13 protein-coding genes are annotated in these 12,439 nt (G+C 70.9%); 1 reads left to right on the top strand and 12 read right to left on the bottom strand.

All coding sequences use genetic code 11. The features are described 5' to 3' along the window. Positions 1–104: 104 nt before the first annotated feature. From dinB to EDD27_RS09090, 8 genes are all read right to left on the bottom strand, one after another. A complete protein-coding gene (gene dinB / locus EDD27_RS09125) occupies positions 105–1,346 on the bottom strand; it encodes a DNA polymerase IV (RefSeq protein ID WP_127932007.1) in 1,242 nt (413 codons plus the stop codon). 42 nt (positions 1,347–1,388) lie between these two features. Beyond that, a complete protein-coding gene (locus EDD27_RS09120; RefSeq protein ID WP_241563930.1) occupies positions 1,389–2,108 on the bottom strand; it encodes a methyltransferase domain-containing protein in 720 nt (239 codons plus the stop codon). Positions 2,109–2,257: 149 nt separating this feature from the next. Continuing rightward, positions 2,258–2,596, bottom strand: a complete 339-nt coding sequence (locus tag EDD27_RS09115; RefSeq protein WP_127932005.1) for an MmcQ/YjbR family DNA-binding protein — start codon at positions 2,594–2,596, stop codon at positions 2,258–2,260. A 222-nt stretch (positions 2,597–2,818) separates the two neighbouring features. Further along, positions 2,819–3,229, bottom strand: coding sequence for a transcription antitermination factor NusB (nusB, locus tag EDD27_RS09110; RefSeq protein ID WP_127932004.1), 411 nt, complete (start codon positions 3,227–3,229; stop codon positions 2,819–2,821). 1 nt (position 3,230) lies between these two features. Next, positions 3,231–3,791 carry an elongation factor P gene (efp, locus tag EDD27_RS09105; protein ID WP_127932003.1) on the bottom strand — a complete coding sequence of 187 codons (561 nt, stop codon included), beginning with the start codon at positions 3,789–3,791 and terminating at the stop codon, positions 3,231–3,233. A gap of 26 nt (positions 3,792–3,817) precedes the next feature. Next, positions 3,818–4,855 (bottom strand): M24 family metallopeptidase, encoded by a 1,038-nt coding sequence (locus EDD27_RS09100; protein WP_127932002.1) that lies wholly within the window; start codon positions 4,853–4,855, stop codon positions 3,818–3,820. Between the two features lie 27 nt (positions 4,856–4,882). Beyond that, positions 4,883–6,601, bottom strand: coding sequence for a serine/threonine-protein kinase (locus EDD27_RS09095; protein WP_127932001.1), 1,719 nt, complete (start codon positions 6,599–6,601; stop codon positions 4,883–4,885). A gap of 213 nt (positions 6,602–6,814) precedes the next feature. Beyond that, a complete protein-coding gene (locus EDD27_RS09090; RefSeq protein WP_127932000.1) occupies positions 6,815–7,855 on the bottom strand; it encodes an LLM class F420-dependent oxidoreductase in 1,041 nt (346 codons plus the stop codon). Between the two features lie 93 nt (positions 7,856–7,948). On the opposite strand from EDD27_RS09090, the gene EDD27_RS09085 reads away from it, so the two are divergent. Next, the gene (locus tag EDD27_RS09085) at positions 7,949–8,836 is read left to right on the top strand and encodes an endonuclease/exonuclease/phosphatase family protein (protein WP_241563929.1); all 888 of its coding nucleotides are present in this window, start codon (positions 7,949–7,951) and stop codon (positions 8,834–8,836) included. Here the strand turns inward: EDD27_RS09085 and EDD27_RS09080 are convergent. Genes EDD27_RS09080 through EDD27_RS09065 form a run of 4 tightly spaced genes read right to left on the bottom strand, consistent with a single transcriptional unit; the run spans position 8,822 to position 12,434 of the window. Continuing rightward, positions 8,822–9,388, bottom strand: a complete 567-nt coding sequence (locus tag EDD27_RS09080) for a nucleotidyltransferase family protein (RefSeq protein ID WP_127931999.1) — start codon at positions 9,386–9,388, stop codon at positions 8,822–8,824. The genes EDD27_RS09085 and EDD27_RS09080 overlap by 15 nt on opposite strands. A 5-nt stretch (positions 9,389–9,393) precedes the next feature. After that, on the bottom strand, positions 9,394–10,497 hold the full coding sequence (locus EDD27_RS09075; protein ID WP_127931998.1) for an XdhC family protein: 1,104 nt from the start codon (positions 10,495–10,497) through the stop codon (positions 9,394–9,396). Further along, on the bottom strand, positions 10,490–11,575 hold the full coding sequence (locus tag EDD27_RS09070) for a vWA domain-containing protein (RefSeq protein ID WP_127931997.1): 1,086 nt from the start codon (positions 11,573–11,575) through the stop codon (positions 10,490–10,492). The genes EDD27_RS09075 and EDD27_RS09070 overlap by 8 nt, the downstream gene beginning before the upstream one ends. Further along, positions 11,568–12,434, bottom strand: a complete 867-nt coding sequence (locus tag EDD27_RS09065) for an AAA family ATPase (protein WP_127931996.1) — start codon at positions 12,432–12,434, stop codon at positions 11,568–11,570. The genes EDD27_RS09070 and EDD27_RS09065 overlap by 8 nt, the downstream gene beginning before the upstream one ends. Positions 12,435–12,439 lie beyond the last annotated feature (5 nt).

Genomic DNA, 12,439 nt, shown 5'->3' with positions numbered 1-12,439 from the left:
CGCAGACCAAACCGGAGGTGACGTCATGGCTCCATTGTGGCCCATCTCGCCCCCCTTCCCCCAAAATCGTGACACCGACGCGCCACAAAGTCCGGACATCAGCGTTATGTCTCTATTTCATCAAGCTTGCCACGTACAAGCGACGCCGGGAGCACCGCATCGGGACCGAATCTTCGGATCGCCTTGTCCATGGCCTGCTCGGCCTCGCGCCAGCCGGTCTCCCGCTCGCCCAAGCCCAGCTGATGGGTGGCCTCCTCGGCGGGCCGCAGGTTCTCCATCCTGACCCCCACCAGGCGCAGCCGCACCCGCTCCAGTCCCGCGGCCCGGTAGAGCTCACAGGCCGTGGCGTAAATCACCTGGGCCACGTCCGTCGCCTCGCGTAGCGTCCGCGAGCGGGTGATCGTGGTGAAATCGGCTCGGCGTAGCTTCACACTTACAGTTCTTCCCACGTGTCCGCCCTTACGCATCCTGGCGGCCACCCGCTCGGACAGGCGCAGCAGCTCCCGCCTGATCATCTCGGGGTCGTCGACATCTGTGGCGAACGTCTCCTCGTTGCCGATGCTCTTGTCGGGCACGTGGGAGCTGACGGGCCGCTCGTCGCGCCCCCACGCCAGCGCCGCCAGGTGACCGCCCGCGGCGTGGCCCAGCTCGCGCTGGAGCGTCGCGGGAGGCACTCTGGCCAGATCGCCCACGGTGCGGATGCCGAGGCGTACGAGGGACTGCTCGGTGCGCTCACCGACCCCCCACAGGGCCGACACGGGCAGCGGATGGAGGAAGTCCACGACCTGATCGGCGGGCACCACCAGCAGCCCGTCGGGCTTGCACTGCTTCGAGGCGAGCTTTGCCACGAATTTGCTGCTGGCCACGCCCACGGAGCAAGTGATGCCGTAACGGTCGAGAACCTGCTCCCTGATCATGGCGGCGACGGCCGCGGGCGGGCCGAGCCGCCGCCTGGCGCCGCCGACGTCGAGGAACGCCTCGTCGGACGCGATCGGCTCGACCAGCGGGGTGATCGCGTGGAAGATCTCCATGACGCCCTTGGAGACCTCGGAGTATTTCCCGTGACCGGGCGGGATGATCGTGGCCTGCGGGCACAGCCGGCGTGCCCTGCTCATCGGCATCGCGGAATGCACGCCGAAGGCCCTGGCCTCGTAGGTGGCGCTGAGCACGACGCCGCGCCCGGCGGGCGAGCCCACGATCACCGGGCGGCCGCGCAGCTCCGGGCGCTCGAGCAGCTCGACGCTGGCGAAGAAGGCGTCCATGTCGACGTGCAGGATCGGGCAGCCGCTGTCATCGACCCCGGTCCGCGGAGCGGGGCCGATGCCGGTGATCTGCTTGCGAGACACGCCGCCAATTCTATCCGAACATGAATTCGATAACGAGGGGGGTCAGGCCCTGTGCCCGAGGACGTGCAGCTGCGTCGCGATGTCCCTGAGCACGGGATGGGTCGCGGCGGCCTGCTCCAGCGCCACGAGAGCCTCGGCGGCGCCGGGCTCCCCGTCCACGAGCCTGCTCGGCACCAGGTCGGCGAAGACCCGCACCCCGTGGATGGCGCCGACGGCGAACCCGGTCGCGATCAGCAACTCCTCGAGGGTCTCGGCCGTGAACCGCCGGGGCGTGGGGTCACGGTCGCCCCAGCTGCCGGCCGGGTCGTCCAGCACCGCGCGTGCCTCGTCGAAGTGGCCGACCAGAGCCCGGTGGATGGCGCTGGCGACCGGGTTGGCGGCCAGGACACTGACCGCGCCACCCCTGCGCAGCACGCCCGCGACGGCGGTCAGCGCGCTGATGGGGTCCTCGACGTATTCCAGCACGCTGTGGCACAACACCAGATCGGTGCTGTCGCGGTTGAGCAGCTCGCCCAGGTCGGCGGCGTCGCCCTGCAGGGCGCTGACGCCCACGCCCTTCTCCTTGGCCCGGCGCTCCAGCGCGGCCAGCGAGTCGGGGCTGGGGTCGACGACGGTGACGGTGTGGCCGCGCGCGGCCAGCGGCACGGCGAACCCGCCGGTGCCGCCGCCGGCGTCGACGATGTCGAGCGTCTCGCGGCCCGTGGCCGCCGTCCGCTCGGCCAGCACCGACCGCAGCGCGTCCCAGACGACGGCGGTCCGCACCGCCGGGGTCCTCGTGACGCCTTCAGCACGCAACGTCGGCTCGCCTCCCTCTCCCCCGCGAACTGCTGCTTCGCGGACGGCTCCTTCGCGGACGTGGCCCAGCCTACGCCGTGGACATGATCCCCCGCTCCCCGCCGGCGGCAGTGCACCTAGCCGTCGTAGTCGGCCGCCAGCCGTTTCGGGGCGCGCAGCCGCCACGCGTCCGCCAGCAGCTCGCCCAGCTCCTCGGCGTCCACCGCGCCGAGCCGCACCAGCACGACGGCGTACCCGTCGTAGTGCGGAGTGGTGCAGAACGTGGCGGGCTCGGCCGCGAGCAGTCCGGCCTTCTCCTCCTCGCTCGCCACCGGCAGCACCAGGAGGTCGCCGTCTTCCCCCATCCTGGCGAACCACTTGCCGCGCACGTAGAAGGCGGGGGTGCCGTACATGGTCTTCTCGCCCGTCTCGGGCAGCGCCAGGGCGATCCGGCGGACGTCGTCTTCGGTCACCATGGGGTGGATGCTCGCACAAACAGAAAAGGGGCGCGTCGCGGCTGGTGACGCGCCACTTCTCCGTGCGGCTCGGACTTCCTCATCACACGGCCAGGCTCCGCCGTGACGGCGCCGGACGCCTGACCGCGTGACGGTACACGTCCCTCGCCTGCGCAAGCCGTGCAGGCCGGCGTGGTTGGAACGTACCCCGAACGCGCGGCTCTGGCCCGCCCAAAAGGGTGTCTAAAGGGTGAGGCTTGGCTTGAGTTGCTTGAACCGGGCCAGCAGTCCGTTGACGAACTGCGGGGACTCGTCGGTCGAGAGCTCCCCCGCCAGGTGCACCCACTCGCTGATGACCACGCCCTCGGGCACGCCGGGCATCCACAACAGCTCGTACGTGCCCCCGCGCAGCAAGTTGCGGTCGACGGCGGGCATGCGGTCGAGCGTCCACCCCTCGGCGTAGGTGGTGAGCAGCTCGTCGATGCGCGCGTGGTGCCTGGCGACGCCCTCGACGATGGTCGAGGTGTATTCGTTCACCGGGGGTTCCTGCCGCTCCACGCGCTCGGCGAGGATCTTCAGCGGATCCTCGCCGCGCAGCTCGGCCTCGAAGAGGATGTCGAGTGCCCGCCTGCGTGCTTTGCCGCGTGCCGACACCTCAGGCCCGGCCGAGGTATTCGCCGCTGCGGGTGTCGACCTTGACCTTTTCGCCGGTGGTGATGAACAGCGGGACCTTGATCTCGGCGCCGGTCTCCAGCGTGGCGGGCTTGGTGCCGCCGGTGGAGCGGTCGCCCTGCAGGCCCGGCTCGGTGTTGGCGATGGTCAGCTCGACGGCGGCGGGCAGGTCCACGTAGAGCGCGGCGCCCTCGTTGAAGGCCACCGTGGCCAGGGTGTTCTCCAGCATGTAGTTGGCGGCGGTGCCGACCGTGGCGCTGGGCACGTTGACCATGTCGTAGGTCTCGGTGTCCATGAACACGAAGTCGTCGCCGTCCTTGTACGAATACTGCATCTCGCGCTTGTCGACGTTGGCCACGTCGACCTTGACGCCGGCGTTGAAGGTCTTGTCGACGACCTTGCCGGAGAGCACGTTCTTGAGCTTGGTGCGCACGAACGCGCCGCCCTTGCCCGGCTTGACGTGCTGGAACTCCACAACGGCCCAGAGCTCACCGCCGTCGAGCTTCAGCACCATGCCGTTCTTGAGGTCGTTGGTCGTCGCCACTCGTTCTTCTCCCACGTGTGGCCGCTCTAAAGGACGAGCAGCTCCTTGGTCGTCTTCGTGAAAAGTTCCGGTCCGCCCTCACGTGTCACGAGGGTGTCCTCGATGCGAACCCCTCCCCGGCCTGGAAGGTAGACCCCAGGCTCGACGGTGATCGGAACTCGATCCTCAAGTCTACCGGTCCGCGCGGGGCCCAGGAACGGCTCCTCGTGGATCTCCAAGCCGACGCCGTGACCCAGACCGTGCCTGAAGCGGTCGCCGTAGCCCGCGTCCTCGATGACGGTGCGGGCGGCCGCGTCCACGTCCCTGGACTCGGCGCCGGGGGCGAGCGCCTGCCGGCCCGCGCGCTGCGCCTGGGCGACCAGGTCGTAGACCTCGCGCTGCCAGGCGGCGGGCGGGCCGAGGCTGACGGTCCTCGTCATGTCGGCGTGGTAGCCCTGGTATCGGGCGCCGAAGTCCATGGTCACCAGGTCGCCGGCGCGCAACGGCCGGTCCGTGGGGGCGTGGTGCGGTGTCGCGCCGTTCTCGCCCGCGGCGACGATCGTGTCGAACGCGGGCTTGTCGGCGCCCAGCTCGATCATGCGGTTCTCGAGGAGCCGGGCGAGGTCGCGTTCGGTGATGCCAGGGATGATTTTTCCTGATATATCGGCGAATGCCTGGTCGGTGATCGCGCAGGCCGTACGGAGCAGCTCCAGCTCACCGTCGTCCTTGGCCGCCCGCAGCACCTCCACCACCGGGCCCAGCGGCACCAGCCCTTCGCCCAGCCGCCGGTACGTGGCCACGCTCATGATCGCCGCCTCGATCCCGGCGCCCGGCTCGGCGAGCGTGCCCGCCACGTCCGGCGCCTCGACCACCGGCACGTCCAGCGTCCTGGCCTTGTCGATGTAGCGGTTGTCGGTCGCCAGGAGCGCCGACCCGTCGGCCCTGACCAGCACCGCCGCGTTCGAGCTGGCCAGGCCCGTCAGGTACTGGACGTTGACCGGCGAGGTGACGAGCAGGGCGTGGACCTCGTGGTCGGGCAGGAGCGCGGCCAGCCGGGCCCGGCGCGCCGGGTAGTCAAAGGACACTTCGCCAATGTACGCCCGCAATGGCGCTCACCTCTCCGGCAGCCGCCATTCGTTCATGAACTCCGCCAACGGCCCGAACGGCTCCATGTCCCCCTTCTGCTGGGCGCGCTGCAGGTCGCGGTACACCTCCGCGATCTGGTCGAGCGTCGCGTCCGGCTTTCCCTCGTCGAGTTTCCTGTTGGCCTTCAGGATCTTCTCGCGGGCCTTGGCGGCGACCTGTGGGTTGATCCCGCCGGAGCCCTCCTGCAGCGACACCGCCTCATCGAATCTCCCCAGCCACGTACGCCATCCGCCCGGCGGGATCTCCGTCCCGAGGGTCGCCTTGGCGGGCGGCGTCTCGCGAAGGGAGCCGGGCGGGTCGGTGTCAGGCAGGGTTGTGATCACCGTGCCGGGGGACGGGCCGGTGTCCAGGTCCGGGGTCTCGCTGGGCTGCGAGGACACGGTGGGCGCGGCGCTCGGCGTGGTCACCGCAACGGGGTTCTCCGGGCCTCCGGCCCACATGACCATGGCCACCGTCACCGCCACGATGGCCGCCACGGCCACGCCGAGCTGCACGAAGAGCTTCCGGTTGGACGGCCGCTCCGCCTCCAGGTCCCCGGCCTGGTATACGGCGGTGTCACCGGCCCGCGCCGCACCATCCCGCCCGGTGCCGAACGGCCCACCGGCATCCGGCCCGGTGCCACCTGACCCGAGCCCGCCTGGTCCGGCCAGCGGGTATACCTCGGTGGCCCCGTGCCCCGCGACGGCTCCCGGCCCGGGCGCCACCGGCCCGCCGCCGTGCGCGGCACCCGCCGCCCCTGCACCGCCCGCGGACCGCGCGGGCCCGGTCACCACGCCGTCGCGGAAGGCGGCGCCGGTGACAGGCGTCGCGCCGGGGTGGACGCGCGGCCGGGCGATGGCGGCCAGCGACCGCCGGATCGCCTCACCACTGGACGGCCGTGCCGCCGGATCCTCTGCGATCATGGCCAGCACGAGCCGATCCAGCTCGGCGGGCACCTCGGCCCGGTACGCGCTAGGCGGCACAGGCGTTCCATCCCCCGCAGCGGCGCCACCATCGGCCTCCGTGGAAACGCCATCGGCCGCCCCGGCGCCCCCGTGGGGAGTGGTCCCGGCAGCGCGCTCCCGCGCTTCGAAAGGCGGACGGCCGGCGAGCAGCTCATAGCAGACGCACCCGAGCGCGTACACGTCCCCGGCAGCCTGCGCCTTCCCCCCGGCGGCCCGCTCGGGTGCCGTGTACCGGCCGTCGATCGCGGACGGCTCCTCGTCACCGAGCCCGAACCCGACGACCTTGAGCACCCCGCTCCCGGCCCTCCGGAAGCTGTCGGGATCGATCTCCCCGTGCACCACCCCGGCCCGGTGCGCGGCGTCGAGCCCGGCCGACGCCTGCCCGATGAGATCACACACGTCGACGATCTTCATGGGCCCGCCCGCGGCCAGTTCCTCCCCCAGCGAGAGCCCGGTGAGGTACTCCATCACCAGGAACGGCGCCCCATCGTGCTCGCCGACGTCCAGCACCATGGCCACGTTCGGATGGATCACCTTGGCCACGGCCTGAGCATGCCGCCTGAGCCGCTCCCGCGTGGCGGCACCGGCCGCCTTGCCGCCGAGCACCTTCACGGCCACGACCCAGTCGGCCCGCGTGTCGTACCCCCGCCATACCTCGCCGATGGGCCCGCTGCCGATGAGCTCGTCAAGCCGGTACCGGTCGGCGACCAAGGACGGCGCGCGCTCCGTCGCGTCGGACATATCCCCGCCAATTACTCGAACATCAGGATTTCCGACCCACCATAGGCCCCCACAGCCCCCTCCGCCGCATAACCGGCCTCGGCACCACGGTTTGCCCAGCGAAGCGTGTCCCTGCCCGAAAAGGCCGAGGCCACCATCTGACGGGTGAGCGCGCCACCAGGACGGGCACGACCATCTGCCCCGTCACGTTCACCGCGGTGCAACCGCAGCACGCTACCCGGCGATCTCCTTGATGGTCTCGATCAGCCGCACCCGGTCCTCGTGCGTTCTGCCGAGCGGCGTCACGTTGAGCGTGGTCACTCCCGACTCCTTCAGCGCCTGCACCCGGTCGCGGACGAAGGCCTCGTCGCCGATCAGCGACATCTTCTCCAGCAGCTCGGCGGGCACGTGCGCGGCGGCCTCCTCCTTCTTGCCTTGCAGATAGAGGTCCTGGATCAGCTCGGCCTCCTTCTCATAGCCGTAGCGCCGGGCGAGGTCGTTGTAGAAGTTCTTGCCCTTGGCGCCCATGCCGCCGATGTAAAGAGCCGCCATCGGCCGCCCGAACTCCAGCAACCCCGCCACGTCGTCGCCGATCGCCAGCGGCGCCTGCGCGATCACGTCCAGCTCGCCCAGCTCAGGGTCCCGCTTGGCCTTGCCCGCGGCCAGCGACGGGCCCCACACCGCGCCGGCCTTCTCGGGTACGTAGAAGATCGGCTCCCAGCCCTCGGCCAGCTCGGCGGCCAGCTCGACGTTCTTGGGCCCGATGGCGGCGATCACGATGGGGATGCGGGGACGTACCGGATGGTTGATGATCTTCAGGGCCTTGCCGAGGCCCGTCCCCTGGTCCGGCGGGAGCGGCACCGTGTAGTTCTTGCCTTCGTGCTGCAGGCGCTCGCGCCGCCACACCTTGCGGCAGATCTCGATGACCTCTCTGGTACGCCCGAGCGGCGCGGTGTACGGCACCCCGTGGAAGCCCTCGATCACCTGCGGCCCCGACGCTCCGAGCCCGAGCGTGAACCGGCCGTCGGAGACGTAGTCCATGCCCGCGGCCGTCATGGCCAGCAGCGTCGGCGTCCGCGAGTAGATCGGCAGGATGCCTGAAGCGATCTCCAGCCGCTCGGTCTTCGCCGCGATGTAGCCCATCTGGCTGACGGCGTCGAAGCTGTAGGCCTCGGCCACGAACACGATGTCCAGTCCGGCCTGCTCGTAGTCGGCCAGTTCGGCCACCGACTCCTTGAAGCCGCCCGAGTAGTTGAGTGCCATACCGATCCGCATGCCGGGCTCCCGATGAACCGAATGTTGTTCCGTTTCGACCGGAACAGGCTACCGCGTCGGCATCTCGGCCAGGGAGCGGCTAGCCTGGTTCGGGTGCTGAGACGGGTTGTAGTGGTGGTGTCGCTCGTCGTGGCCGCGGCCCTGGCGGGGCATCGGCTGATCCCCGCGCTCGGCGGGTTCACGCCGGTGCTGGAGAGCCTGCTGCCCTGGATCGGACTGTCCGTGCCGTTGCTGATCGTGGGCGCCGCGCTGGCACGTTCCACGGTGGCCGCCGCGGCGGCGCTGGTGCCGGGCCTGGTGTGGACGGTGATGTTCGGCTCCACGTTGTTCCGCACGCCGCCGGGCGGCCCCAGCGACCTGGCCGTGGGCACGGTCAATGTGGGGGTGCGCAACAACGCCTCCGGCGAGGCCGTTCGCGCGATAGCCAAGGACCTCGACCTGCTGGCCGCCCAGGAGCTGACCAGCGGCGGGCCCGCGGCCAAGCAGCTCAACAAGATGTTCAAGTACCACTACCCGGTCAGCACGGTGGGACTGTGGAGCCGCTACCCGATCAGCGAGACCAAGCCGCTGGATGTCGGCCTGGGCTGGCCGCGCGCCCTGCGCGCGGTGGTCGTCACGCCGAAGGGCAAGGTCACCGTCTACGTCATGCACCTGGCCTCGGCCCGGCCCGGCTACACCGCCTCGCGCGACGCCTCGCTGGCGCACGCGCGCAAGCTCGTCGACGCCGACCCCAGCAAGCGGATCCTGCTGCTCGGCGACCTCAACACCGCCACCACCGACCGGGGCATGCGCGGGCTGACCCCGCCGCTGAGCGACGCGCAGACCGTGGCGGGCGAGGGGTTCGGGTTCACGTGGCCGTCGGAGTTCCCGATCACGCGGCCGGATCACATCCTGTTCAAGGGGATGAAGGCGACCGAGGCGGGCGTGGCCCCGGCGACCGGCAGCGATCATCGCGCGGCCATCGCCTCATTCCGCCTGTAGCAGGTCCAGATCTTCGGGCGTGTCGATGTCGGCGGGATCGCCGTGCTCGTCACACGGCACCTCGATGATCAGCTCGGGATGCGCCTTCAGGAACGGACGGGCGCCGACGTCGCCCACGGCCCGCTCGGCCACCTCGGCGAAGTGCTCCCGGCCGATCAGCACCGGGTTCCTGCGCTTTCCCCCGTACGTGGCGACGGCCACGCTCGCGCCCGCGCCGATCAGCGCGCGCACCGCGCCCGGCCTGATCAGCGGCTGGTCGACCAGCGCGATCACGACGGCTTCCGCCTCCTCCGGCAGCGCGGCGAGGCCGACGCGCAGGGAGGAGCCCATGCCCGACGCCCAGTCCGGATTGCGTACGGTGACCGCGCCGCGCACCTGCACGGTGGCCGCGCCCAGCACGACCACGACGGGGTGGCAGCCGCCCTCCTCCAGCAGCCGCACGCCACGGTCGACCAGGCGCTCGCCCGCGTACTCCACCAGCGCCTTCGGCCTGCCGAGCCGGGCGCCCTGGCCGGCGGCCAGCAGCAGCCCCGCGACCTTGCCTGACTTCATGGGCCTCATGGGGCCTCGTGGTGTATGCGGCCCTTCGTGGTGGACAGCGGACGGCCCGTACCGCCCCAGCGCAGCTGGATCAGCTCGGCGGCGATCGACACGGCCGTCTCCTCGGGCGTACGCGCGCCGAGGTCGAGCCCGATCGGGGACCGCAGCCGGGCCAGCTCCTCATCGGTGAGGCCGGACTCGCGCAGCCGGTCGAGCCGGTCCTCGTGCGTGCGGCGCGAGCCCATGGCTCCGACGTAGCCGGCGTCGGTACGCAGCGCCACCTCCAGCAGCGGCACGTCGAACTTGGGGTCGTGGGTGAGCACGCAGATCACCGTACGCTCGTCCACCTGCACGGACGCCAGGTAGTCGTGCGGCCACTTGACCACGACCTCGTCGGCCTCGGGGAACCGTTTGGACGTGGCGAAGATCGGCCGGGCGTCGCAGACCGTGACGTGGTAGCCGAGGAACTTGCCCACTCTGGCCACCGCGGCGGCGAAGTCGATGGCGCCGAAAACCAGCATGCGCGGCGGCGGCGCGAACGAGTTCACGAACACCGCCAGATCGTCCAGCCGTCGTTCGCCCTGGCCGCCGTAGTGCCGGATGCCGGTCAGGCCCTGGGCGAGCATGCCGCGGGCGTCGTCGTCCACGGCGTCGTCCAGGCGTTCGAGGCCGAGGGTGCCCGAGGAGCGGTCCGGCCAGATGACCCTGCGGGCACCGACATGGCCGGGGCCCGAGACGACAGTGGCCACGGCGACAGGCTCATGCGCGTCCACGGACGCCGCGATCTCCCCCAGCTCCGGAAATGTCTCCATCGAAATGGGCTCGACCAGGATGTCGATGATGCCGCCGCAGGTGAGCCCGACGGAGAACGCGTCGTCGTCGCTCACCCCGTACCGCTGCAGAACCGGCGCGTCGGCCACCGTGGTCACCTCTGTGGCCAGCTCGAACACCGCGCCCTCGACACACCCGCCGGACACGCTGCCGACCACCTCGTCGCCGCGCACCGCCATGGCCGCGCCCGGCGGCCGCGGCGCGCTGCTGAACGTGTTCACCACCGTCGCCAGCCCGAACCTGAGCCCCGACCTCCACCACGGCAGGATGTCCCGCAGCACGTCACGCATGGGCGAGCCTTTCGCTGAGTTCCTCGTACGCGGCCAGGCTATGTCCGGCCACCAGGTCGTCGAGGTACGGCAGGGCGGCCCGCATGCCGCCGGTGAGCGGCTGGTAGTCCTCGTACCCCTTGTGTGGGTTGACCCAGATCACCCGGTATGCCTGCCTGGCCAGCCTGGCCATCTGCGTGCCCAGCAGTTCAGGATCACCGCGTTCCCACCCGTCCGAGGCGATCACCGCGATCGCCCCTCGTGCGCTGGACCGGGCGAGATACTCCTTGAGCTCCTCCCCCAGCCGCGTTCCGCCGCTCCAGTCCGGTATGACCTTCGACACCTCGTTGAGCGCGGTGCCCGGGTCGCGGTGCCGCAGCTCGGCGGTGATCGGGGTGAGCCTGGTGCCGACCGAGTAGACCCTGGTCGCCCGGGGCTCGCTCCTCACCAGCGCGTGGGCGAAGCGCAGCAGCGTCTCGGCGTACGGGGCCATGGAGCCGCTGACGTCCACGAACAACACCACCGTGCGGGGCCTCGTGGTGTGCCTCTTGTGGCGGAGCCTGGCCACCTCGCCTTTCCTGAGCGCGTCGCGGATGGTGCGGCGCTGGTCCAGGGCGCCCCGGTGCGCGCTCTCGAAACGGCGCGAACGCCGCCGCGCCCGGCCGTTCCTCAGCATGGCGAGCATCCGGTGCACCTCGGCCCGCTCGGCCTCGGTCAGTCTGGCCACATCGCGGTGACGCAGGATCTCGGCCCGGCTGGCGGTCGCCGGCGCCGCCGTGCCGTCGTCCCGGCCCTCCTCCGCGTCCTCCCGCGTGGCCAGATGCCTGGTGACGCTGGTCGTGCTGGTGCGGGCCATCGCCGCCCGCTGCCCGCCGAAGTACGCGGCGAAGCAGCGGTCGTACCTGGGCAGGTCGTCGGGCGTGGCGCAGAGGGTGAGCCGCCCGGCCCAGTAGACCTCGCCCTGGTCGGTCACGTCGAGGTGGTCGAGCGCCTGCAACATGCTCCGCGTGCGGTCGTGATCGGCCCCGACCCCCGCCGCCCGCAGCGTCCTGACGAACCCCGTCACAGTGGCGACGAGGTCACCTATCGGATCACGCATGGGAGAGCAGCCCGTTGCCGAGCACGTGCGCGACGTCCTCCCGATACTTGAGCGCCGCGCCGAGCGTGGCCGCGGCCAGCCCGGGGTCGAGCTCCTTGGCTCCCAGCGTCAGCAGCGCCTCCGTCCAGTCCAGCGTCTCGGCCACCCCGGGCGGCTTGACCAGGTCGGCCTGCCGCAGCCGCTCGGCCGTCCGCGCCACCTGCGTGGCCAGCGTCTCGGTGCAGTCAGGCAGGCGCCGCAGCAGAATGGCGACCTCCCGGTCGAAGCTGGGGTGCTCCAGCCAGTGGTAGAGGCAGCGCCGCTTGAGCGCGTCGTGCACCTCTCGCGTCCGGTTGGAGGTCACCACGACCACCGGCGGTGTCTTGGCGCTGACCGTGCCCAGCTCCGGAATCGAGATCGTGAAGTCGGACAGGACCTCGAGCAGGAACGCCTCGAACTCGTCGTCGGCCCGGTCGATCTCGTCCACGAGCAGCACGCTCGGCTGCGTCTCGATGGCCTTCAGCAACGGCCGCGCGATCAGGAACCGCCGATCGTAGATTTCCCCCTCCAGCCTGCTCACATCCGTGATTCCCGCGGCCTCGGCGGCCTTGAGATGGAGCAACTGCCGGGCGAAGTCCCAGTCGTACAGCGCCTGGGCGGCGTCCAGCCCCTCGTAACACTGGAGCCTGATGAGCGGCGCTTTGAGCAGCGTCGCGAGGGTCTTGGCCAGTTCGGTCTTCCCGACCCCCGCCTCCCCTTCGAGGAACAGCGGCCGCCCCATCTTCAGCGCCAGGAAGGCGGCCGTGGCCAGCCCTTCGTCGGCCAGATAGGCGTGCCGGTCGAGAAGCTCGATGAGCTTCTCGGGCGACTCGATGTCCATTGCCT

Source organism: Nonomuraea polychroma (genome assembly GCF_004011505.1).
Lineage (GTDB): Bacteria > Actinomycetota > Actinomycetes > Streptosporangiales > Streptosporangiaceae > Nonomuraea > Nonomuraea polychroma.
This window is presented reverse-complemented; position numbering and strand designations above follow the sequence as displayed.

Coding starts and splice junctions, on each gene's coding strand:
- EDD27_RS09115 (WP_127932005.1), bottom strand. CDS start 2,596: ATGGTGACCGAAGACGACGTCCGCCGGATCGCCCTGGCGCTGCCCGAG.
- EDD27_RS09095 (WP_127932001.1), bottom strand. CDS start 6,601: ATGTCCGACGCGACGGAGCGCGCGCCGTCCTTGGTCGCCGACCGGTAC.
- EDD27_RS09090 (WP_127932000.1), bottom strand. CDS start 7,855: ATGCGGATCGGTATGGCACTCAACTACTCGGGCGGCTTCAAGGAGTCG.
- EDD27_RS09080 (WP_127931999.1), bottom strand. CDS start 9,388: ATGAAGTCAGGCAAGGTCGCGGGGCTGCTGCTGGCCGCCGGCCAGGGC.
- EDD27_RS09075 (WP_127931998.1), bottom strand. CDS start 10,497: ATGCGTGACGTGCTGCGGGACATCCTGCCGTGGTGGAGGTCGGGGCTC.
- EDD27_RS09070 (WP_127931997.1), bottom strand. CDS start 11,575: ATGCGTGATCCGATAGGTGACCTCGTCGCCACTGTGACGGGGTTCGTC.
- EDD27_RS09065 (WP_127931996.1), bottom strand. CDS start 12,434: ATGGACATCGAGTCGCCCGAGAAGCTCATCGAGCTTCTCGACCGGCAC.